Annotated in this window: 17 protein-coding genes; all 17 read right to left on the bottom strand. The window is 51.9% G+C overall.

What is annotated here, in order from left to right; translation table 11 throughout:
• Positions 1-247: 247 nt before the first annotated feature.
• The 17 genes from DW757_RS00625 to ugpC all read right to left on the bottom strand — a co-directional run bounded on the left by DW757_RS00625 (position 248) and on the right by ugpC (position 22,145).
• Positions 248-2,077 carry a C40 family peptidase gene (locus DW757_RS00625; protein ID WP_243033247.1) on the bottom strand — a complete coding sequence of 610 codons (1,830 nt, stop codon included), beginning with the start codon at positions 2,075-2,077 and terminating at the stop codon, positions 248-250.
• Positions 2,078-2,416: 339 nt separating this feature from the next.
• Entirely contained in the window at positions 2,417-3,214 is a 798-nt protein-coding gene (locus DW757_RS00615) for an ABC transporter ATP-binding protein (protein WP_008398072.1), read from the bottom strand.
• Positions 3,208-4,128 carry an ABC transporter permease gene (locus DW757_RS00610; protein WP_118750694.1) on the bottom strand — a complete coding sequence of 307 codons (921 nt, stop codon included), beginning with the start codon at positions 4,126-4,128 and terminating at the stop codon, positions 3,208-3,210. The genes DW757_RS00615 and DW757_RS00610 overlap by 7 nt, the downstream gene beginning before the upstream one ends.
• A gap of 1 nt (position 4,129) precedes the next feature.
• On the bottom strand, positions 4,130-5,173 hold the full coding sequence (locus tag DW757_RS00605) for an ABC transporter substrate-binding protein (RefSeq protein ID WP_118750693.1): 1,044 nt from the start codon (positions 5,171-5,173) through the stop codon (positions 4,130-4,132).
• A 428-nt stretch (positions 5,174-5,601) separates the two neighbouring features.
• Positions 5,602-7,008 carry an ATP-binding protein gene (locus DW757_RS00600; protein ID WP_008398067.1) on the bottom strand — a complete coding sequence of 469 codons (1,407 nt, stop codon included), beginning with the start codon at positions 7,006-7,008 and terminating at the stop codon, positions 5,602-5,604.
• Positions 7,009-7,050: 42 nt separating this feature from the next.
• A complete protein-coding gene (locus tag DW757_RS00595; protein WP_015574249.1) occupies positions 7,051-7,737 on the bottom strand; it encodes a response regulator transcription factor in 687 nt (228 codons plus the stop codon).
• Position 7,738: 1 nt separating this feature from the next.
• Positions 7,739-9,400, bottom strand: a complete 1,662-nt coding sequence (locus tag DW757_RS00590) for a Na/Pi cotransporter family protein (protein ID WP_118750692.1) — start codon at positions 9,398-9,400, stop codon at positions 7,739-7,741.
• Between the two features lie 94 nt (positions 9,401-9,494).
• A complete protein-coding gene (locus tag DW757_RS00585) occupies positions 9,495-10,487 on the bottom strand; it encodes a dipeptidase (RefSeq protein ID WP_118750691.1) in 993 nt (330 codons plus the stop codon).
• 117 nt (positions 10,488-10,604) lie between these two features.
• Positions 10,605-11,462 (bottom strand): patatin family protein, encoded by an 858-nt coding sequence (locus DW757_RS00580; protein WP_182433223.1) that lies wholly within the window; start codon positions 11,460-11,462, stop codon positions 10,605-10,607.
• 112 nt (positions 11,463-11,574) lie between these two features.
• Positions 11,575-13,125, bottom strand: a complete 1,551-nt coding sequence (gene cls / locus DW757_RS00575) for a cardiolipin synthase (RefSeq protein WP_118750689.1) — start codon at positions 13,123-13,125, stop codon at positions 11,575-11,577.
• Positions 13,126-13,272: 147 nt separating this feature from the next.
• On the bottom strand, positions 13,273-14,553 hold the full coding sequence (locus DW757_RS00570) for an O-acetylhomoserine aminocarboxypropyltransferase/cysteine synthase family protein (protein WP_118750688.1): 1,281 nt from the start codon (positions 14,551-14,553) through the stop codon (positions 13,273-13,275).
• Between the two features lie 224 nt (positions 14,554-14,777).
• Positions 14,778-15,455: a metallophosphoesterase gene (locus DW757_RS00565; RefSeq protein ID WP_008398057.1), complete on the bottom strand. Its 678-nt coding sequence runs from the start codon at positions 15,453-15,455 to the stop codon at positions 14,778-14,780.
• Positions 15,430-17,472: a BMP family ABC transporter substrate-binding protein gene (locus DW757_RS00560; RefSeq protein WP_118750687.1), complete on the bottom strand. Its 2,043-nt coding sequence runs from the start codon at positions 17,470-17,472 to the stop codon at positions 15,430-15,432. Before DW757_RS00560 ends, DW757_RS00565 begins: the two co-directional genes overlap by 26 nt.
• 16 nt (positions 17,473-17,488) lie before the next feature.
• Positions 17,489-18,208, bottom strand: coding sequence for a YesL family protein (locus DW757_RS00555; RefSeq protein WP_118750686.1), 720 nt, complete (start codon positions 18,206-18,208; stop codon positions 17,489-17,491).
• 88 nt (positions 18,209-18,296) lie between these two features.
• Positions 18,297-19,400, bottom strand: a complete 1,104-nt coding sequence (locus tag DW757_RS00550) for a helix-turn-helix domain-containing protein (protein WP_118750685.1) — start codon at positions 19,398-19,400, stop codon at positions 18,297-18,299.
• Between the two features lie 48 nt (positions 19,401-19,448).
• Positions 19,449-20,849 (bottom strand): vWA domain-containing protein, encoded by a 1,401-nt coding sequence (locus tag DW757_RS17265; RefSeq protein WP_182433222.1) that lies wholly within the window; start codon positions 20,847-20,849, stop codon positions 19,449-19,451.
• 183 nt (positions 20,850-21,032) lie between these two features.
• Positions 21,033-22,145, bottom strand: a complete 1,113-nt coding sequence (gene ugpC / locus DW757_RS00540; RefSeq protein ID WP_015574257.1) for a sn-glycerol-3-phosphate ABC transporter ATP-binding protein UgpC — start codon at positions 22,143-22,145, stop codon at positions 21,033-21,035.
• Positions 22,146-22,322 lie beyond the last annotated feature (177 nt).

The raw sequence follows: 22,322 nt of genomic DNA, 5'->3' as shown, positions 1-22,322 counted from the left end.
ATCGCTCCATTTACTGTAGTCTTGACTATCGAGCCATCTCGCGGCCAATCCTGCGCGAAAGGCCAGAAGCGCTGCTTCTGTTTTTTAATATGTTACGAAATTATTACAATCTCAAAACATCTACAGGGAATTATATCATATCTTGTCGATAAAAGCGACTGTAAAAAAATAAATTTATTATAAACGCCGCTGTCTCTCCGGCACCTTACCGCAAAACAGACGGCACAGGCTCAGTCTCCCCACGGAATCAGTCTCCCAGCATATTCACAATGCGGTACGGAGTTCTGTAATTCCAGGTGGAAATCTTGATTCCGCTCCTCCTGCTGGCTGCGTGGACAATCTGGCCGTTTCCGATGTACATGGCCACGTGGTTGACAGTTCCTCCGCTGTTTGCATAAAAAATCAGGTCTCCGGGCCTCATCTGGGAAGACTTGATGGGCGTGCCCTGTCTTGCCTGCTCCCTTGAGGTTCTCGGAAGCGTAATTCCCGCCACATGGCTGTAGACATACTTTACGAAGCCAGAGCAGTCGGCTCCCGTATGGGGATCGTTTCCGCCCCACACATAACGGTTTCCCACAAACTGCAGCCCGTAGTTTACCATCTTGTTTCTCAGGGACTGGTTTCCGTCCAGAGGGCTGAACTTGACTGCCTCCGGCAGCGCATAGCGCACATCCACATAGTCAGTGGAAACATAGGCTGTGGAGGTATCCAGCTCGATTCCCACCCAGCCGTCTAACTGCTCTGTGACAGGATATCTCTCGTTGTTGGAAATCTGCGTCCAGATTTTAGAATCCTGAGACGGCTGTTCCCTGACATTCAGGCGGTCCGTGGAGACGATGGCCATCAGCTCCGCCACATTTAAAGCCTCATCCTTCGCCGCCTGGCCTGTAAGAATGTAGTCGGCGCTCACATAGCCCGTGACGGGGCCGGATTTGATCTTATGCCATTTTCCGTCCTCTGTGGTTTCCAGGATTTCACCGGCTGATTTGCTGGTCATCTTGCCGATGATCTCGCCGTCCTCGCTGGGCTCCTTGCGGATGTTCAGATAGCTGTCCACGCTGGAAATTCCCAGGTGATCATAGAGGTTTAAAACCATGGATTTCATATCCAGCTTTCTGGCCTCATTGAGATCATAGGCAACTGTCGCATAGTCGGCAGAGATATATCCGTTTGAGATCTTAATCCATCCGTCCTCCTGACTTTCCACCAGGTACCGCTCATTTTCAAGGGCCTGTCCCACCACATCGGACTCTGTGCTGGGCTCTTTCCTGATATTCAGCGAGTCTGCGGTAATTGTAGCCCGGAGCGCAACCTCCTCCATGGCTTTCTTCTTTGCCTCTTCTCCGGTCAGCACATACTCCGAGCTGATATATCCCTCAATCCCGCCGGAAGAAATATGATACCAGCCCTCTGTGGAATCATCCAGGATCTCGCAGGCTCCGCCGTCCTGGAGCTTGCCGATTACATCGGCGTCTGTGCTGGCCGTCTCTCTGACATTCAGGTAACCGGTTACCTGAACCATACCCAGGTTCTGGTAGGATGCAATCACTGCCTCTTTCAGTGCCTGCTCCTCCACTTTTTTTATCTCCTCCTGCGAGAGAGTCTCCTCTGCAGCATTTCCCCCTGGGTTTACCACCTGACCCTCTCTCTTTCCCAGAAGGCGGCTTCCTGCAAACAGAATTCCCGCCAGAATCACGACAGCCGCAATCCCGATGAGGGCATACTCCCGATACAGTCCCCTGCGTTTTTTATTTTTCTTACTGATGCTGCGGTCCATGCTCTGAAGGATGCCGGCGCTGCTCTCTGAGGACTGACCGCCCAAATCCTCCTCTGCAGGACGTTTGAAAATCCGGCGCTCCGGCCGGCCGCCGTTAGGGGCCGTCTCCTCTTCTCCCTCCAGATCCAGATCCTCCAGAACCAGAGTGTCCAGATCCAGCTCGTCTGTGCTGCTTTCCTGCTCATTGATGCCTGATGCACTGCCGCCTGCTGCATCCCCCAGCTTTCCTGACTCCTCCGGCTTTCCTGACTCCTCCTGGATTGTTTTCTCTAAATTTTCCAAATCCTGTTTATCATTCATTTATATTCTCCGTTCCTGTCTCAAATTGGTCCACGGTTTTTCTTTTCCCTGCACTCACAGGGCAGATTGCTGCGTATGATTATATCATTAATCCGGCCTGTTGCCAACAAAAAAGAGGAGGATTTTTCCCTCCTGCATCCCGGCAGTGATTCTTTTTCCCCAAAAGATTCGGAGCGGACAAAGACAGGTCCGGGAACGTCAAAACAAGGGCGGCCGGAAACCCCCGCCTCTTTTCCTCTGCGTGGTTTCCGGCCGCCCCTTCCAGTAGGACCTGCATTTTGCGCTTTAATCCTTCGAATGTCTTTCATCTGCTGCAGTTTTTCTGCGCCTTCCCATTCCCTATCTGGCCAGCATCATCCTGTCATTTGCGAACTCGCCGCCGCTGGCCTGCTCAAACTTCCTCAACAGGTCCTCTACCTTTAAATGTTTCTTTTCTTCTCCCGCCACATTGTAAATAATCTTTCCCTCATGCATCATAATCAGGCGGTTTCCGATGTGGATGGCGTCCTTCATATTGTGGGTTACCATCATGGCAGTCAGCTTCTGACCTGCCACCATCTGCTCTGTCAGCTCCAGCACCTTGGCCGCCGTCTTGGGATCCAAGGCCGCTGTGTGCTCATCCAGAAGAAGGAGCTTTGGCCTCTGAAGCGTAGCCATAAGAAGGGTGAGAGCCTGCCTCTGTCCGCCGGAAAGAAGTCCCACCTTGCTTGTCATCCGGTCCTCAAGTCCCAGACCGAGCTGAGCCAGAAGCTCCCGGTAGAGCTCCTTCTCACGGCTCCTGATCCCCCAGCCAAGGCCTCTCTTCTGCCCTCTGCGGTAGGCCAGAGCCAGATTTTCCTGAATTTCCATGTTGGCCGCCGTCCCTCTCATGGGATCCTGAAACACGCGGCCGATATATTTGGCCCGCCGAAACTCCGGCTCCCTGGAAATATTCACCCCGTCAATCACGATCTTTCCGCAGTCAATGGGATACACGCCGGCAATCATATTGAGCATAGTAGATTTTCCGGCTCCGTTGCCGCCGATGATTGTACAGAAATCTCCCTCGTCCAGATGGAGATCTATGCCGTTCAAGGCCTTTTTTTCATTGATTGTCCCTTTGTTGAAGGTCTTTCTCACCTTTGTGATGGTCAGCACTCTTCCTCTCCTCCTTCCGTGTAGGCCATTTTCTGCCTGTATCTGGCCATCAGGACGGGGATCGCCAGAGCGACCACCACGATAATGGCTGTGAGGGCCTTCATATTGTCCGAGTCAAAGCCGAGTCTCAGAACGACAGCCCTGATAATCTGGTAGATAACAGAGCCTGCCACCACGGCGATCAGCTTCCAGTAGAACGGCACCAGCCTTCCGAGAAGCACCTCTCCGATAATAATGGCCGCCAGGCCGATGACAATGGCTCCTGTTCCCATCTGGATATCCGCATATCCCTGTCCCTGGCAGACAAGGCCGCCTGAAAGGCCCACCAGGCCATTGCTCACCGTCAGGGCCAGCAGCTTGTAGCGGTTTGTGTTGCCCCCCAGAGCCCGCACCATATCCTCGTTGTTTCCGGTTGCCCTCATGGCGCTTCCCAGCTCTGTACCGAAAAACCAGTAGAGGAACACAATGACTAATACCGTCACTACCAGTCCTGCCAGAATCATGGACTGGCTCTGGCTGATCCCCAGAGTCTCCTTCAGCCAGGAGAACGGCGTTTCTGCCTTTCCCAGGTTCATGTTGCTCTTTCCCATGACCTTCAGGTTTACCGACCAGAGAGAAATCTGAGTGAGGATTCCCGCCAGAATCGCCGGTATCTCAAACACCGTATGCAGAATTCCCGTCACCGCTCCGGCAATCATTCCGGCAATCAGGCAGATAACGAGGGCCGCCACCGGATTCATCCCCTTATCTGCCACCATGGCTGCGCAGACGCTCCCTCCCAGAGCGAAGCTGCCGTCTACGGTTAAATCCGCAATGTCCATCAGGCGGAAGGTAATATAAATTCCAAGAACCATGATTCCCCACAGAATGCCCTGTCCCACCGCTCCCTGAAGGGATGAGAGAATACCTGCCATACTACTCTTCCTCCAGCACAGACATATCGATTCCAAGCTCTGCAGCCGTGTCCTCGTTAATCTTCAGCTCACAGTCTGCATTGTCCATGTATTCAATCGGCATGGAAGCAATGTCTGCCCCGTTTGCAAGGATGTCAACTGCCTGCTCGCCTGCCATATAGCCCAGCTCATAGTAATCTACTCCGTAGGTGACAAGGCCGCCCTCATCCACCTGACCGCTCTCTCCGCAGATCGTCGGGATCTTGTTCTCATTGGCAATCATGGCTACCGTCGCATATCCGGAAGCGATGGTATTGTCCGTTGGCGTGTAGATAGCATCCACATTTCCAATCATGGACTCCACCACAGTCTGGATCTCATTGGTGCTGGAAACTGTGTAATCCTTGTACTGGATTCCCGCCTCCTCTAAAGCCTCCTTTGCCATCTCTGCCTGAATCTCGGAGTTGGCCTCTGCGCTGCTGTAGAGGATTCCCACTGTCCTGGCATCGGGCAGGAGCTTCTGGAGCAGATCGATCTGGGCCTTTACGGGAGTCAGATCGGAGGTTCCTGTCACGTTGCAGTTTGGCTTTTCGTTGGATTCCACAAGACCCGACTCTGCCGGATCTGTCACTGCGCTGACCACAATCGGGATCTCGTCCGTCATTCCTGCCACAGCCTGTGCCGCAGGAGTCGCAATGGCAAAGATCAGATCGTTTCCGCTGTCCACCAGCATCTGCGCAATCGTCTGGCAGGCAGACTGATCTCCGGAAGCATTCTGCTGATCGAGCTGCACGTTGAGCCCTGAATCCTCAATGGCTGCTACAAAGCCTTCGTTTACTTTGTCAAGGGCCGTATGCTGGGTGAGCTGAAGCACGCCAATCTTGAACTCCTCACCTGAATCAGAGGCTCCTTCCCCTGCCTTGCCCTCAGACGACGCCTCCTGCTTCGTCTCCGGGGCGGCGCTGCCGCTCTCTGTGCCTGAACCTGTATTTCCCGAACAGCCCGCCATAGAAAGAGCCATCACTGCCGCCATGGCCGCCGCAAGCATTTTTCCTGTTTTTCTCATAACATCTCCTCCATTCCAACTGGCATTCCCAGTTTCTTTTCTCCAGAATTCTTTTTTCGTTTTCAGGCTTACCGCAATCTTACTACACATTTTCCGCCGCGTCAATTTTATTTCTTTAATATCCCACGAAATCAACGCGTTAAAGCACAAAATCAGCATTTTGCATAATTTCAGGTGCCTGTTTTTGTGTAAAATAACAACAGGTTTTATGTACCTGCCCCACCGCCTCAGATTTTGCCCGCCCCTCTGCAGCCGTCCGGGATCTCATATCCTGAAAATCCCCGGTACAAACCATAAAAAATCCCGAAAAGTTCAGACGAAGTTCTTACACCTGATAAATCTGCCGGGTCAGCTCTGGCAAAAAAGGGAAGAAATCTTTTGGCAGCTGCTGTTGCTGTGAAGCCAAAAACTTTCTTCCCTCTCCCTGTCTATTCTTTTGCGATGGGAAGCCGCACAATAAAGCTGGTGCCTCTCTTTCCCTCCTCCTGACTGGAGACAACCTTAACAGTACCGTGATAAAAATTCACAATGTGTTTTACAATGGAAAGGCCGAGACCCGTGCCGCCCTGCTTGCGGCTTCTTCCCTTGTCCACCCGGTAGAAACGCTCAAAAATCCTCCCAAGGCTCTCCTTCGGAATTCCCACTCCGTTGTCTGAAACGATCAGAACCATATCCTTCCGCTCTTTTTTCAGGGAAAGCCACACCCTTCCCCCGTCCAGATTGTATTTGACCGCATTGCTGAGCAGGTTTGTAAACAGTTCTTCCATCTGCCTTGCATCGGCACAGATCAGGAAGTCATCTGCATCTGTCTCCACCTGAATCCGCCTCTCTTTGGCCATCCCCTCCACAGAGGAAGCTGCCTCCCTGGCAATTTCCAGGGTACGGATATCTTTAAGCTCCGCCTGCGCTCCCCCCGACTCCAGGCGGGAAATCATGAGAATATCGTCAATCAGACGAGTCATGCGGACTGCCTCTTTCTTGATCCTGCTAAGGAAATCCTTCCGCATTTCCGCATTGTCAGCCATGGGAGTGTCCAGAAGCTCCACATACCCGCGGATGGAGGTGATCGGCGTTTTCAGCTCATGGGACGCATTGCTGAAAAACTCCTGGCGAATCTGCTTTTCCTGTTCCAGGCGGTTGAGATACTCCCGAACATTTGTCGACATACGGGTCGTTGTGTCCGCGATCACATTGATCTCCGGGTATTCGCATTTTTCAAAATGAAAATCCGTGTAATCTCCGTTCACCTTTATCATCTCTCTGGATATTTCCAGAAGGGGCTTGGTGATGGACTGGGAAAACCGGTCCGCCTCCAGCACAGAGCCTATGAGGGCAACCGTAAAGCTCAGAAGAATAGCCGGAAGAAGCATGATCGTATACTCCCTCATTCCCGTATAGGGAACTGCCAGTCTGAGAATACAGTCTGAGTAAGAGGACTGAATAGCTACATAGAGCATTTCCTGTCCCAGGGTTTTGGAGCGGCGTCTTGCGTCTCCCACCCCATCCTGCAGGGCTTCCTGAATCTCCTCCCTCTGCATGTGGTTGTCCAGCTCTGATGCATCCCTTACCCCAGTGTCAGCCTCGACCACGCCATCGGGCCGGATGATCGTCAGACGGCTGTTGTTCAGACTGGCGGCCCTCGTAAATTTCTCTGCCTGAGCCTTCAGATCTCCCTCATACTCCAGGGCGCTGTCCATGGTTTCCAGAGTGAATTCCATATCTTCCCTGCTGTTTTTCAGGATTACGCTGCTCGTCACTATGTAGAGAATCACGCTGTTCAGTGCCAGAGCCATTATGAGAAGCTGAATAAATTTTCTGAATATCGCCGTTTTCATTCTGTCTTTCCCCCGATTTTCCCGCACTTCTGCAGTCTGCCGTCAGCTGATCCGGTACCCGACGCCCCGGACCGTCTTTATACTGTGTCCTGCCTCCCCCAGCTTCTGCCTGAGAGTCTTAATATGCATGTCGAGCGTTCTCGTCTCTCCGTCATAATCATAGCCCCAGATTCGATCGAGGAGCTCCTCCCTTGTCACAACTCTGCTGGTATTTTCCATCAGATAGCAGAGAAGCTCGTATTCCTTCAGGGTGAGCTCCACCTCCTGGCCGCGCATCCTGACCTCCCGTTTCTCCAGATCGATGGAAATATCTCCCACAGACAGGTTTTTTCCCTCCTGCTTGTCGTCGCTGAAACGTTTCAGCAGGTTCCTGATACGCGCAGAAAACTCCAGAATTCCAAAGGGCTTTGTCATATAGTCGTCTGCTCCCCCGTCCAGTCCTGCCACCACATCCAGCTCGCTGTCCTTGGCCGTCAGCATCATAACGGGAATTTTCTTTGTCTCTGCAGCAGCCTTAAGTTTCCCCACTGCAGCCATCCCGTCCATTCCCGGCAGCATCCAGTCAAAGACAAAGAGGGAGGGGAGATCCCCCTGGGCCTCCTTCACCGCTTCCAGAGCCTCCTCAGCTGTTTCGAATGAGCGCGTCTGGTATCCAAAGCTCTCCAGCGCCACGCAGATCAGGTTTCTGATATTTTCGTCGTCTTCTGTCACATAAATCAGGTGCTTCATTTTACTGTATCTCCTCTTTCACATAGCCTGCAATATTTCTGGCATGATCGGCAATTCTCTCATAGTTGCTGATAGCATCGAGGAAGATCACTCCGCTCTCGGTGCTGCATTCACGGTTGGAAAGACGCTCCATGTGAAGCTCCTTTAACTCTTCCTCAAGGCTGTCCACCGCCTCCTCATACCGTGCGGCCTGGCGTACTTTTGAAAGCTCCTTGTGTTCTCTGGATTCCACAGCCGTCTCGACAGACTGCAGGGCTGCTCCGGAAATCTTCTTTAAATCCTCCTCCCCGCTCTCTGAGAAGGGACTGCCTGTTCTGATGACTGTCTGGGCCAGCTCTGCCAGATTTTCCGCGTGATCGCCGATACGCTCAATATCTCCGATTGTGTAGAACAGATTCTTTACCAGCAGGTGCTGGCTGTCGTTCAGGGAAAGATTGTTGATCTTAACCAGGTAGTCTGTGAGAACCGTATCCAGGTGGTTCAGCTTTTTCTCATTTTCAAAAACCTCGTTGCAGAAGGCCTCGTTCCTGTCTGTCAGGGCTGCCGTGGCAATCTTAAGGTTAGCGATGGCAACCTTTCCCATATTGATAACTTCCTTCTCAGCCGTGTCAATGGCAAAAGACGGAGACTCTAACAGTCTGTCGTCCAGATGGCGCAGAATATCTGTCTCCACATCGTCCTCGGTCCGCTCACTCTTCTTTTCCTTGACAATGGCGCAGGCGGTCTTTACGAGAAGCCCTGCAAACGGGAACAGGATAATCGTGTTGGACACATTGAAAATGGTGTGAAAAATCGAGATTCCCACGCTGTCCGCACTGGAAGCCGCAAAGGACGGGTTCAGGAAGAACACAATAAACATGATCGTTCCAAAGAGGATCGTTCCGAACACATTAAACAGCAGATGAATCACTGCTGCCCTTTTTGCCGTACGGCTGGCTCCCACTGAGGAAAGCAGAGCCGTGACACAGGTTCCGATATTCTGGCCCAGGGTAATAAATACGGCTGACTGCCAGTTTACCATCCCGTTCAGCGCCAGAGTCTGAAGGATTCCCACAGATGCGGAGCTGCTCTGGATAATAGCGGTTACCACAAGACCCACGAGAACCCCCAGGAGAGGATTCTGTCCAAGGGTCTGAAAGGCCTGAGAAAAAACAGGCGCATCCCTGTAGGGCTCAATGGATGAGGACATGAAGGAAAGGCCGATAAACAGAAGGGCAAACCCTATCAGGATCTCACCGCCCTCCTTCTTTTTGTGGCTTTTCGTGAACATCACAAGGAAAGCTCCGATGAAAAATAAAAACGGAGCAAAAAATTCCGGTTTCAGCACCTCCCCCCACTCGCTCATGGATACAATCCAGCTGGTGATCGTGGTGCCGATATTGGCACCCATAATAATTCCAGTGGCCTGGAGCAGATTGATGAGCCCTGCATTTACAAATCCCACTACCATAACCGTAGTGGCAGAGCTGCTCTGGATAATGGCGGTCACGATTGCTCCGGCAAGCACTCCAAGCAGCCGGTTATTTGTGAGGACTCCCAGCATGTGCTGCATACGGCTGCCGGCAGTTCTCTGAAGGCCGTCGGCCATGGTTGCCATTCCGTAGAGGAACATCCCAAGGCCTCCGGCAAATTGAAACAGCATCCCCAAATCTGATATGGACATGATTTTTCTCCCCTATTGTAAAACTTTTATTGTAAAATCTATTGTAAAAAGTATGTTCTAACTATATCAGTTCTATGTAAAGTCCGCTCACAGCTTAATGTAAAATTTCTGTAAAAACGCGTCTGGCGTTCCTGTAAAACACCGACTCGATCTCAGAAGCCGCAAATCCCTGGCGGTGCATCTCATCTGCAATTTTCCAAAAGGCCGCCGGCGAATCCACTTCCAGTTCTCCCGTGATGCCGTCAAAATCTGATCCAAGGCCGATGCACTCAATTCCTCCCACATTCCTGATATATTTCATCTGTGACACCATATCCCTCACAAAGCTCTGCCCGCCCCCTTTTTGCATAGACTGGCTGGCACTTAAAAAGGCCGGACAGAAATTGATTCCCATAACCCCTCCCCGGTCAGCCAGGAGACGTATCATCTCATCTGTCAGATTCCTCACATTGCCAGCCGCCCCCCTGGCATTGGAGTGGCTGGCGATAAAAGGTCTTTTAGTGTGCTCTGCCATCTCAAAAAAACCCGCATCTCCCAGGTGCGACACATCGATAATCATTCCCAGTCTCTCCATCTCCTCCAGAAAAGCGATGCCCTTTTTAGTCAGCCCCTTCTCTGTCTCCGGCTCCATGATTCCTCTCTCAAAGTCAATCCTGTTTGGCCAGGCCAGATCGTTGGGGTAATTCCAGGTCAGAGTCATCATCCTGGCTCCCCTTTCGTAAAATTCCCGTAAAATCTCTGTCTCTCCCCGGCACACTGCTCCCTCCTCTATAGTCAGAAGGGCGGACATCTTCCCCTGATTCTCGTTTTTTAAAAGATCCTCAGCCGACAGGACCGGAGAAATCACATCCCTGTTTTTTTCCATCTCCCTCCAGAACAGATCACAAACGGCCATACTGTATCTGTAGGGATCCGGCTGGGTTTTCAGATTCGTAAAAATCGCAAAGCACTGAATAAGCGCTTCCCCAGCCCTCATCCTTTCCAAATCCAGATGGCCGCTGTTTTTTCTCAGTGATTCCCCTGTATTTTCCGCCCCAAGATCGTAGAGACGTGTAAGGGTATCACAGTGCATATCAATATATTTCATACGTCCTTCCTCCTGTTCACACTATACACTGATTGTAGCATGAACAGCCGGGAACGGCAACCAGAGACAGGCTGCAAGATCGCCTTTTCTGGTCTGACGGACTTTTCAGCCAAGGGCTCAGCCGATCTCCAGGTAGGCGCGGAGCGCAGGAAGCCTCTTTTTTGCCGTCTCGATCCCTTCTCTGTGAAGGGCCCGCAGCTTTCCGAGATTCTGCTCAAGCCTGGAGACGCGCACCGGCTGCTCCGGCCGGATCACAAAGATTCTCCCAGTTTCCTCCAGCCGGTCAATTTCCTCCTGCATCCAGTTATAGCGCTCCGGCACCTCATAGAGGGAATCCAGAAGTTTTGGCAGAGGCGCAAAATAGCGCTCATAGGCGCGGATAGTCATCCGGCTCAGGGGCTTTTTTCTGTATCCTTTGTTTCTCGTAAGCACGAGAACCACTTTCTCATACCCCAGGTCCATGGCCCTCTGATAGGCGATGGGAAGGGAAATTCCGCCGTCCAGATACTTTCTGTGGTTCACTGTCACCATCCGCGACAGAAGCGGCATGCTGGCGGAAGCCTGCACTGCCTTTATCATCTCCCCGCAACGGCTTTTCTCGAAAAACTCCGGTTTTCCCGTCCTGCATCTGGTGGCAACCGCCTCGAATTTCTGAGGCGAGGCAAAAAATGCCTGGTAATCAAAGGGAATCAGCTGATTAGACAGCTCCCCAAAGACAAAATCAAAGTTAAAGACCAGCCTGTTTTTGAGCAGGCTTCTCATCCCCATGTACCGCTTATCGTGGAGAAACTCCTCATTAATCTGAAGCATCCTTCCCTTCTGTCCGGTAATGTAGTTCATGCCGGCCATTGTCCCGGCAGATACTCCGTTTACATAGGACATCACAATCTTTTCTTCTGTCAGTACGTCCAGGACCCCGGCGGTGAACATGCTGCGCAGGGATCCTCCCTCCAGTACCAGTGCTCCTTCTGTCATTGTCATCTTCCTCTAAGCTCTCCAGTCTTTCATTTCCTTCCATCTGCCCGCCCGGCTCCCAGCAGGCTCTCACCGCCATACTATGAGGCAGGAAGGCATATGGTTCATGGTTTTACATAAGAGGTGCAGCCAGCCTCAGAGCCTTTCCCGCAAACCTCTTGATAAAAGGGTAATTATGGCAGTCAGCCACTGTAATTTCCCTGCATTTTTCCAGAGTACGTTTAAAATCCGTCTCCACCTCAGCCACTACCGGATGCTTGTAGAAGTAGGAAGCACACTCAAAATGAAGGTAAAGGCTTCTGAAGTCCAGATTGATAGTTCCCACCACAGCTTTCTCATCATCGGAGGTGAAAACTTTCGCATGTACAAAACCAGGCGTGTACTCATAGATTCTCACCCCGGCTCTCAGAAGCTCCTCATAATAGGAGCGGGCCAGCAGGTAGGCCGACTTCTTATCTGGTATATGAGGCATAATAATCACGGTTTCCACGCCTCTCTTGGCCGAATACTGCAGGGCATTGATCATCTGGTCATCCAGAATCAGATACGGCGTCATAATGTGCACATACCTCTTGGCATGCCCCAGTATATCCAGGTACACCTGCTCTCCCACATTCTCTTTGTCAAGAGGGCTGTCGCCATAGGGGATGACGAAGCCGGAACGGTCGAGATTCGGCGGAAATTCGTACTCAGGCTTCCTCAGATAACGATCATAATCTTCTTTCTCCCACTCCGTCACATTCCACATCTGCAGAAACATCATCGTAAATCCTGTCACCGCCTCGCCCTTCAGCATGACGGCCGTATCCTTCCAGTGACCAAACCGCTCCTTCCTGTTGATGTATTCGTCAGCCAGGTTTACGCCTCCCGTAAAAGCCGTATGGCCGTCAATCACACAGATTTTCCGATGATCCCTGTTGTTCTGATGGGTGGACAGAGCCGGACGGATAGGAGAAAACATCTTGCACTTGATTCCTTTCTCCCGAAGCGTCTTGGGGTAGGCATAGGGAAGCAGCATCAGGCAGCACATGCCGTCGTACATAACCCGGACTTCCACTCCCTCCTTCACCTTCTCCTCCAGGATTTCCAGAAGGCTGTTCCACATCTCTCCCCGCTCCACAATAAAATATTCCATAAAGATAAAGTGCTCAGCCTGTTTCAGCTCCCGCTTCATCTCCTCGAACATGTCCTCTCCGAGAGGAAAATACTTGGCAGCCGTGTCGGCATATACGGGAACGCCGGCATACCGGTTCATATACTTCACCAGATTTCCCTGGCTGGAGCTTATCTCATTAAAGCGCAGTGCCGTGGCCTCATCCTGTTTCAGATAGGGAGCTGTCTCGGCTGCCGTCACCTGGAGCCTGAGCCCTATCAGTTTGGTACCCACCTGCAGCTTCACAAACAGATAAAACAGAACTCCGAACACAGGAAACACCAGGATAGGCACTACCCATGACAGCTTGATGGTGCTGCTCTCATCTGCACTGATAATATAGATCAGAACCACTGCGCTCAGAATCACCGAAGCTCCATAGAAATAGAGCGTATAATCTTCCAGCCACGAAATTCCCAAAAGCAGGACAGCCACCTGAATCAGCAGGAACAGAACCACAAGGGTCGTTCTTCCAAACACGATTCTCAGCAGTTTTTTTCTCTTTTTCATCTCTCTTTTCTCCTGTATATCCGCCTTTCTCCTCAGGCCCTTCCTGTGCGGAAATTCAAAGGAACGGGGCGCGCCTTAAAGCCGCTCCCCGTTCTCTCTGCTTTACTCCTCATATCTTCAGCTGAGAATTTTCTCCCTGCTCCCCTCCTAGTCCTCAAGAGCCTGGCGAATATCCTCAATAATATCGTCTGCATTTTCAATGCCTACACTGAAGCGGATCATAGCCGGATCCACTCCCGCCTCCACAAGCTGCTCGTCTGTAAGCTGGCGGTGTGTATGGCTGGCTGGATGCAGGACGCAGGTGCGCGCATCAGCCACATGTGTCACAATCGCTGCCAGCTTTAATTTATCCATGAAGACAGCCGCTGCCTCTCTTCCTCCCTTTAACCCGAAGGAGATTACGCCGCACGTTCCGCCTGGCATATATTTTTTCGCCAGCTCGTAATACTTGTCTCCTTCAAGCCCCGGATAATTGACCCAGGCCACATCCTCTCTGGATTTTAAGTATTCAGCCACCTTTAAGGCATTTTCACAGTGGCGCGGCATTCTCAGGTGAAGCGTCTCCAGGCCGATATTCAGCAGGAAGGCATTCATCGGAGCCTGAATGGAACCCAGGTCCCTCATCACCTGTGCGGTAGCCTTTGTAATATATGCGCCCTTTCCGAATTTCTCCGTATAGATAATTCCATGGTAGGAGGCATCCGGGGTGGTAAGGCCCGGGAACTTGTCCTTGTGAGCCTCCCAGTCGAAATTTCCGCTGTCCACGATACAGCCGCCCACGGTCATGGCGTGGCCGTCCATATATTTCGTGGTAGAGTGTGTGACAATATCGGCTCCCCACTCAAAGGGACGGCAGTTGATCGGCGTGGCAAAGGTGTTGTCGATGATCAGCGGAACGCCGTGGCTGTGAGCCGCCCTGGCGAACTTCTCAATGTCCAGCACCACCAGGGCCGGATTGGCGATGGACTCGCCGAAAACGCACTTGGTATTGGGGCGGAAGGCTGCATCCAGCTCCTCCTCAGAGGCATCCGGATCCACCAGTGTTACATCAATGCCCATTTTTTTCATGGTGACAGTGAAGAGGTTTGAGGTGCCTCCGTAAACGGTAGCTGCGCAGATAAAATGATCTCCTGCCGAGCAGATATTGAATACAGAGTAGAAGTTTGCCGCCTGTCCGGAAGAAGTCAGCATAGCAGCCACGCCGCCCTCCATCTCGCAGATCTTGTTTGCCACTGTATCATTCGTCGGGTTAGCAAGCCTGGTGTAAAAGTATCCGTTCTCTTCCAGATCGAAAAGACGTCCCATCTGTTCGCTGGTGGAATACTTAAATGTCGTGCTCTGGTAAATCGGAAGGATTCTTGGCTCTCCGTTCTCCGGCTGCCATCCTCCCTGAATACACGTTGTCTCGATTGAACGCTTTTTGCTCATACTTATGTCTTCCTCCTCTGTCCGGCCCTAGGGCCTTTCTACTTCCTAGCGCAGTCTGAACCCTCACTGCCCGGAATACCTGGTCTTCCTGCCCCTTTGCCAACAGGCGTCATCCTCCGTCTGCGGCGCAGAATCGGCCGAAATGAATGTTCAAACTTGTTTTAGTCTATCACAAAATGCAGTTGGCGGCAAGAGGGGATTCAGAGGAGATGCCCCGGGGCTTTTTACTGCTTTCCCTGCCGCTTCAGCTTATTGTACAGATCAAAAATCAGGGAACCCGTATTTTCATACTCAGCCGGGTATTCCTCCGGCCCGATCTCCACCCTGCAGGACTGATAGCCGTTGATAATTCTCGTATCGTTCTTTCTGTTTTCCCTGGTCCCAGAGCCGTAATTCAGATGCTGGTGTCCGTGAAACATATATTTGGGATGGAACTCGTCCAGGATCTCGTGAAAGCATTCAAAGCCCCGGTGAGGGAAATCCTCTCCGTCCCCCAGCCCCCTGGCAGGGGCATGGGTCAGGAATACGTCGATCCCGTGGTATTTCTGAATCTGGCGCTTCAGCTTCTGAACCCTCTTTTTCTGCTCCTCCTCCGTGTACATGTAAATGCCGTCCGGCTTGTACCGCAGGCTTCCCCCCAGTCCGGCAATGCGAAGCCCCTTATAGTTGAACACCCGCTCCTCCACGCAGATGCAGCCCTCCGGCGGATGTGCGCGGAACCGGTCGTCATGGTTTCCCATAATGTAGACCACAGGGGCATGTCCCATTGTCACAAGAAATTCCAGGTAGGAGGCGCTCAGATCCCCGCAGGAGAGGATCAGGTCCACATCCCGCAGCCTGGAACTGTCATAGTGATCATAAAGCGCCCTGGACTCCTCATCCGCGATAATCAGAACCCTCATTATTTTTGCTCCTTCCTGCCTCCCGGCTCTGTGCCGCATCATTTCCGTCTGTCTCCTCCGGCTCCTCCACCTCTACTCCGAGAGCCTCCAGAAATGCTCTTGCATCATCCTTGAATTCGTCCACTGAAGGGATCCGCCCGACTACATTTTCATTGAGCCAGTCCATCTTGACGATCTGAAAAGCGCTCAGGGGACCGCTTCCCTCTCCTTTCAGCTTTCCCTTTCTGGTGCGTATCTCCCCGTCAAAAGGCGACAGATTCCCCTGCACAATCTCCTTTTCAAACAGATCAATCATTTTTTTCGTCCCGTAGGGGATTCTTGATGAGAGAAGGACGCTCACTACGCCGGCAGACATTCCAAGGAAATAGTTGACAGCCCTTCCGCTGCCTGTGATCTCCTTTGAGTTAAAATTCCCATCCATCACAGAGTCCACAAGCAGGGAGTAATACCTTCCCCAGTCGATAAACGGCATGGCCAGGTTTTCAAATACTTCCTTTTTCCGGTTGTACCGCAGAAGGCCGAACATGCGGCTCTCCTCTGCGGGCAGCTTGAGATCCGGGCCGGATACAATCGAAAATCTGCCCTTTCGGATCTCCCTCTTCCACCCGGTTTTCTTAAGGTTTGACCATTTCAGGTAAACCTTTGCATCAGGCCGGATCATCTGGGCTCCGATGGCAAAGGCATTGATATTCGCCACAGCTCCGTAAACGGGATAGTCTGCCACATAGGCGATCCGGCTGTCCTCAGCCATGGATGCGGCGATCATGCCAAGGATAAATTTGGCCTCATACATTCTCGCATAATAGCTTCTGATGGAGCGGTAGGAAGCATTGACCGAACAGTTCAGGATCTTAACCTCCGGATGGTTGACCGCGGCCTCCAGAGCCTGGCTGCGCATCTGCGCAGAGGTGGTAAAGATCATATCGTTTTTCTGGAGCACCGCCTTTGCCAGCGCATCTTTGACCGCCTCTTCGCTGCCGCAGTTATTAAACACTGAAACGGATATTCGGTTTCCGTACTTTGCCTTCAGAGCCTGCCAGCCCAGCTCATGCCCATAGGCCCAGGCTGAGGTTTCCGGCTCCTTGTCGTTGATAAAGGCGACGCGGAACTCCTTCTTCTGCTCTGCGCCGGGGAGCAGATAGCCGAAGAGGCCTCCCCTGTCCCTCTCGCGCTTTCCGTCCCGTTCCACCACCTCCTCATCTTCGATAAGGGCCACCTTTTTTTCCTTCTTTGCAAGCTCCAGCTCCTGCCATACCCTCTCAATTCTTGCCCGGATCTCCCCGTCGCTCTCCTCCAGAAGACCGCTGTAGCCAAAAATCTGCAGATAGGTTATGAATGCATCGCTCTCCTCGCTCAGTTCCTCTTTCCCGGCCTTTTTCTGATAACAGCTGCAGAACCGGGCAAAGGCAGCGCGAAGCTCCTTCACATGGGCCTCCTTCCAGTTGCTCACCAGATCCTCATCGAACCAGTCTGCCAGTCTCCGGTAGGACTCCGGCTCCGAAAAGAGAAGATCAAAAATCCCTGTCACGCGGTTAAATTCCGCATACTGGTAAAAGGCTTCCGTCTCCTTCTTTCCGTCCCTCTTAGGCAGAATGCGGATAATCTCGGCTGTAATTCCCGCGGCACCCACATACTTCATAACGCTGGCCCGCTTATTTCCCTCCCGGACATAGAAATGGTTCATATACTCGTAGACTTTAATGGGGTCGCGGATTCCCTCTGAAAGCTGAGCCATATAGAGCTGCTCCCATTTGCTGGAAAACTCTGTCTTTTCCGACAGTATCGGCATAAAATTGCATGCAAAGCTCTCCGAGCGGGCTGCCGTCTTTGTGCCCGTCACCCGGGAAAGGGGAATCTCAAACACACCTATGGGTATTCTTCCGGCTGTCTTCGTGTGGGCGAGCATCTCGTCCAGAGCCGGCAGATAGGGATACTTTCCCTTTCCGGCTGCCTCCCGAAACGCCTTAAGCCCCGCACGCCTGGCTTTCTTGTATTCTTCTGCTGATGAATGGTTCATTTATTTCTCCCTCCCCCTACTTTTCATCCTCTCTCTGCTCCCGGGTCTTCGGCTCTTTAACATCGCCGCCGTCCGGCACAGGCAGGTCAAGCTTTCCAGGAACAAGCCCCAGCAGTCCTCTGAGTACCCAGGCATTGTACCAGGCACAGAGGGGCAGAGCAATGAGAGGCGGAAGGAAGGCTATCTGCGGAAAATAGACAAAGCAGAGAACTATGATCAGAAATACGCATCCATCACCGATGAGCATCATCACCGTCTTCGGAAGATTTTTAAATCCGGCTATCACTGCGTTTTTAAACGTCACGGCGAGAGGGTTGTAAAACCTCGCCTGGAGCGGAAACAGATACAAAAACAGCACAACATAGACAAACAGCAGGTAAATATAAAGCGCCCAGCCTGCAAAGAACAGGATTCCGCTCCCAAGCGGCGTGCCGGAGATCTGCCGGAGAAACCATCCGTCATACCAGAGCAGGAATCCGGCCGCCCCCATAATCAGGGTCATGACAGCTCCCTGGGCTAGATTCTGTCTGAAGCTGTGAAAAAAATTTTTTATTGTACTGCTGTTGTCGTTTTCCATCATCTTAAAGCACACATAGTGCATGGCGCACAGGGATGCCCCTGCTGTGATAACCGGAATGCAGCAGACAAAGGTCAGAAGCGTCAGAAGAATCAGGTCGCCCACCCTTCCGACCGTCTGCCAGAACCCATTGTCTGTGTCAAAAATACGCTCTATCATCGTTTTTCCCTCATTTTCTTTTCTCTAATCCCTGCAGCTGTCTTTTGCTTTCCCTCATTCAGGCATGTACAGCCGCTGCGGTGCGTTTTTATATGTCCTCTTCGTCAATATTTTCCGCCTTCTCCTTCACATACTCGTGCACCATAAGTCCCAGCCTCAGCAGCATGGCGTCCTCAAAATTTCTGATATTCAGTCCCAGCAGTTTCTGCAGCTTGTCCAGCCGGTAAACCAGAGTATTTCTGTGAATATAGAGATGTCTGGCCGTTTCTGCAATGTTTAAGGAGTCGTCAAAGAACTGGCGGATCGTCATCAGCGCTTCCTCGTCCAGCTCATCCGGCCCTGCAAAGGCAAATACCTCGTCCAGAAACTTCCTGCACAGAGGCATAGGGAGACTGTAAATCAGCCTCCCCATCCCCAGCCGGTCGTAGGCCACCACATGGCTTTCCCTGCTGAAGATACGCCCGATTCTCATTGCCAGACAGGCCTCTCTGTAGGATTCGGAAAGTCCGCTCAGCTTTTTGGTAGGAGTCCCAAAGGAGAGACAGGCATCCTGCATCCCCTCCGTATTGATCACGTCGACGATATTGCGCCCTATCTCCTCCAGCCCCTCTGTGCTCTCTCCCTCCCGCATGGTTCTGACATAGACATACTTTCTGTGGGCTGTCTTAAACAGAAAGCCGCCTGCCGTTTCCCCGTAGAGGGGGCGAAGAATCTGAAGAATCACGTCCGAATCCCCGCCGTCCTCTCTGGTCTCTATCAGAAATACTGTTCTTGACACTCTGCCGTCCAGCCGAAACCGTTTTGCCTGATCGTCCACATCGACCGGGAGAAGGTGTCCGAGAACCACACGCTTTATAAAGTTTTCCCTGTCAAATCTGTCTTTCTGGAAGCGGATTAGCCCTGAAATCTGGAGAGCAGCCAGGCGCAGACAGGTGAGAACATCTCCGCTTCCCCGTCCAGCCAGAACAAATTCTGTCTTTCCTCTGTCAGCAACCTTTACCAAGCAGAGCTCTCCAAAACTCTGAAAATCTGCGCCTGAGGCGGCAAACTGTTCCGCCCGTTCAGTATCCTCCCTGCCGGGAGGGCAGGTGAACGCCGTCATCCCCCCTCCCGGCCGCAGCAGCATCAGCTCTATCCCTGTTATTTTCTTTATTTCTTCCAGTGTCGTTTGAAATGTGCTGTTTGAATTCAACCTTTTCCTCCTGCCTGTACCTCTGTTTTTTTATCCTGCCTGGCTCTTCTAATCCAGAAGGCTTTCCCGGCATCCGCCTCCCCTGTTTGTCTCTGTATCACCGCAGCTAAACCCGCTGTCAATGCTGTGGGCAATCAGTCTGGCTCTCAGCCTTCTCTTTCTGCATATCGAACACCCTCCGCAGTCATTCAGATCTTCCGGGAGTACAAACCGGATTCCCTTCACCTGGATATCACAGCTTTTTTTTCCATTCTGTGCCGGGATTGTAAAAATTTTCATTCCGCGCTCGCACTCTTCTCCGTTCATGCCGATTTCGGTGAGAATGGCTGCCAGCGCGGTCCTCTTTCCGGGGCATACGTTTCTGACAGTTGCATTCAGCTCTACGATTCTTCCAAGTCCTTCCTGGCAGATTCTCCCCACATCTACTACCTCCACGTCCTGACATCCGTCGATTGTGAAATCCACTGCCTCAGGACAGTGATCGGGCCTTACCTCCCCGCAGCACTCCACGTGAACACATGGATTCGGGAATGACACTTCATTTCCCTCTGCATCGCAGTATCTGATGCAGTGGTTGACGAATTTCCGGCCTCCTTCCTGGGACACGTCTCTGATATAGAACTCCAGAACCGCCCCCTCACATTTGCGGCAGCCCAGACTGTCAATCTTCCACTGGAGTGTGGTCGTGTTGATCATGGTGGCCGTTCCCTTGGTCGGAGTCAGAATGCTTGTAATGGCAAAGTCGCTGTTTACTTCCTCGTTAATTACAATCTTTGTGGCCCCGTGCCTGCAGCCATTTTTCATAAGGCGCTCAAATGCTGTCTGGGCTTCACCCAGCTCCCAAATCTCGATGATGTGGGAATCGGACGGCCCTGAAGCCCACGAGCGGAGTGCTTCCCGGTTTACCCCGTCAGGGGCGGCAATTCCGATACAGTAAACAGTAACTCCCGCCTGTCTGGCCTCAGCAGCTGCGCTGTCAGTCTGACTCCTGAATGGTGTCTGCCCGTCTGTAATCAGGAAAAGCATTTTTTCACCAGGCGTTTTCATATCCAGCAGCTTCACAGCTGCGCGGATCGCCTCTGCCGGGTTGGATTTTCCGCCGGCAGTCAGTCCCTCTGCCGCCCTTGCCGCCTGCTCCACAACAGGAGAAAGCATGGAGTTCACGGTTGCAGTATCAGAGAAGCTCACAAGCCCCACTCTCTTTTCTCCTGCATATCCCTCCGGCTGTGCAGACTCTCTCTCCAGAGTCTCAATAAAGGCCTTGATCCCCTTTTTCGCAGCCTCAAGAGCCGACCCTTCCATTTTCGCGGAACGGTCGATTGCAAATACAATGTCATGAGATTCCTTGCCGATACAGGGACAGGCTGCCAGTGACAGGGTTACCTTAACGGTTCCGCCACACTCGATTCTTTCCTCATTTATCCTCTTATTTGCATTTATAATTCCCATAAAAATATCCTCCTCATTCATCAAGCTGGTTCGTCCAGCTTTACCTTATACTATGAGAAAAGGGACAAAGAGGTGAATTTTTATGGCAGACGCACAACCGCAAAAGAGGACACCGCCTCCCCGGCGGCATCCTCCCCCTGCGCTTGCAAGGCGCACGCCTGCGCGCGCCTCTTTCCTGCGCTGTTAATTAAAAATTGCGTTCTCTGTTTCAATGTCAAAGGCATGCAGCTTCTCTGTATCCATATACAGGTTAACGCTGTCGCCCGGTTTTACACGGACAGAAGGATTTACTCTTGCCGTCCAGGTTGCACTGTCCATATCGAAGTACAGGAAGGTTTCAGCTCCCAGCATCTCGTATACGCGGATGGTTGCATGGAGGCAGGCATCCTTGTTTGCGCGCTCAATGTCTGTCTCGTCGTGCAGATCCTCCGGACGGATTCCCAGAGTAATCTTCTTGCCGATGTAACCCTTCTCCTTTAAGACAGCCGCTCTCTTTGCATCCAGGGTAATGCTCTGTCCGCAGAACTCCAGCACTACGCTGCCGCCGTTCTCCTTTACATCTGCATCCACCATATTCATCTGAGGCGCTCCGATGAATCCGGCAACGAACTTGTTTCCTGGTCTGTCGTAAAGATTTTCCGGCGTATCCACCTGCTGAACCACTCCGTCCTTCATAACAACGATTCTGGTTCCCAGCGTCATGGCCTCGGTCTGGTCATGTGTTACATAGATAATCGTTGTTCCCAGCTTCTGGTGGAGCTTGGAGATCTCAATACGCATCTGTCCTCTCAGCTTTGCATCCAGATTGGAAAGAGGCTCGTCCATCAGGAATACCTTCGGATTTCTGACAATGGCGCGTCCCATGGCAACACGCTGTCTCTGTCCGCCGGAGAGAGCCTTGGGCTTTCTGTCGAGGAGATGCTCCAGATCCAGAATTCTGGCTGCCTCATGAACCTTCTTGTCAATTTCTTCCTTAGACACCTTTCTGATCTTCAGTCCGAATGCCATGTTGTCGTACACGGTCATATGGGGATAGAGCGCGTAATTCTGGAATACCATGGCAATATCCCTGTCCTTCGGCTCCACATCATTCATCCGCTTGTCATCAATGTACAGATCGCCTCCGGAAATTTCCTCGAGTCCTGCAATCATACGGAGGGTTGTGGACTTTCCGCAGCCGGAGGGGCCTACGAAGATGATAAACTCCTTATCGCCAATCTCAAGGTTAAAATCCTTTACAGCCTCAAAGCCATTAGGATATTTTTTGCAGATGTGCTCTAACTTAACTGTTGACATAGCGTTTCTCCTTTTCTTTTTTTACATATTCAGGCCGTCTTCCCACCTGTTCCTGCTGGTCAGAGTATACAAAATTCCGGCCGCTTTTTCCATGTCACAGCCCACAAAAACAGGCTGCCTTTTTCGTCGTTTTGACGTTGCATTCCCGGTTGACATGTATTTTCAGGCAAAATGACG

Source organism: Clostridium sp. AM29-11AC (assembly GCF_003480545.1).
In the GTDB taxonomy this organism is placed as follows: domain Bacteria; phylum Bacillota; class Clostridia; order Lachnospirales; family Lachnospiraceae; genus Otoolea; species Otoolea saccharolyticum_A.
The sequence above is the reverse complement of the archived record's forward strand: the minus strand, read 5'-3'. Positions and strand labels throughout refer to the sequence as shown.

Coding starts and splice junctions, on each gene's coding strand:
- DW757_RS00605 (WP_118750693.1), bottom strand. CDS start 5,173: ATGAGAAAAACAGGAAAAATGCTTGCGGCGGCCATGGCGGCAGTGATG.
- DW757_RS00595 (WP_015574249.1), bottom strand. CDS start 7,737: ATGAAGCACCTGATTTATGTGACAGAAGACGACGAAAATATCAGAAAC.
- DW757_RS00625 (WP_243033247.1), bottom strand. CDS start 2,077: ATGAATGATAAACAGGATTTGGAAAATTTAGAGAAAACAATCCAGGAG.
- DW757_RS00560 (WP_118750687.1), bottom strand. CDS start 17,472: ATGAACCATTCATCAGCAGAAGAATACAAGAAAGCCAGGCGTGCGGGG.
- DW757_RS00600 (WP_008398067.1), bottom strand. CDS start 7,008: ATGAAAACGGCGATATTCAGAAAATTTATTCAGCTTCTCATAATGGCT.
- DW757_RS00590 (WP_118750692.1), bottom strand. CDS start 9,400: ATGTCCATATCAGATTTGGGGATGCTGTTTCAATTTGCCGGAGGCCTT.
- cls (WP_118750689.1), bottom strand. CDS start 13,125: ATGAAAAAGAGAAAAAAACTGCTGAGAATCGTGTTTGGAAGAACGACC.
- DW757_RS00565 (WP_008398057.1), bottom strand. CDS start 15,455: ATGAGGGTTCTGATTATCGCGGATGAGGAGTCCAGGGCGCTTTATGAT.
- DW757_RS00570 (WP_118750688.1), bottom strand. CDS start 14,553: ATGAGCAAAAAGCGTTCAATCGAGACAACGTGTATTCAGGGAGGATGG.
- DW757_RS00580 (WP_182433223.1), bottom strand. CDS start 11,462: ATGACAGAAGGAGCACTGGTACTGGAGGGAGGATCCCTGCGCAGCATG.
- DW757_RS00610 (WP_118750694.1), bottom strand. CDS start 4,128: ATGGCAGGTATTCTCTCATCCCTTCAGGGAGCGGTGGGACAGGGCATT.
- DW757_RS00585 (WP_118750691.1), bottom strand. CDS start 10,487: ATGAAATATATTGATATGCACTGTGATACCCTTACACGTCTCTACGAT.
- ugpC (WP_015574257.1), bottom strand. CDS start 22,145: ATGTCAACAGTTAAGTTAGAGCACATCTGCAAAAAATATCCTAATGGC.
- DW757_RS00555 (WP_118750686.1), bottom strand. CDS start 18,208: ATGATAGAGCGTATTTTTGACACAGACAATGGGTTCTGGCAGACGGTC.
- DW757_RS17265 (WP_182433222.1), bottom strand. CDS start 20,849: ATGGGAATTATAAATGCAAATAAGAGGATAAATGAGGAAAGAATCGAG.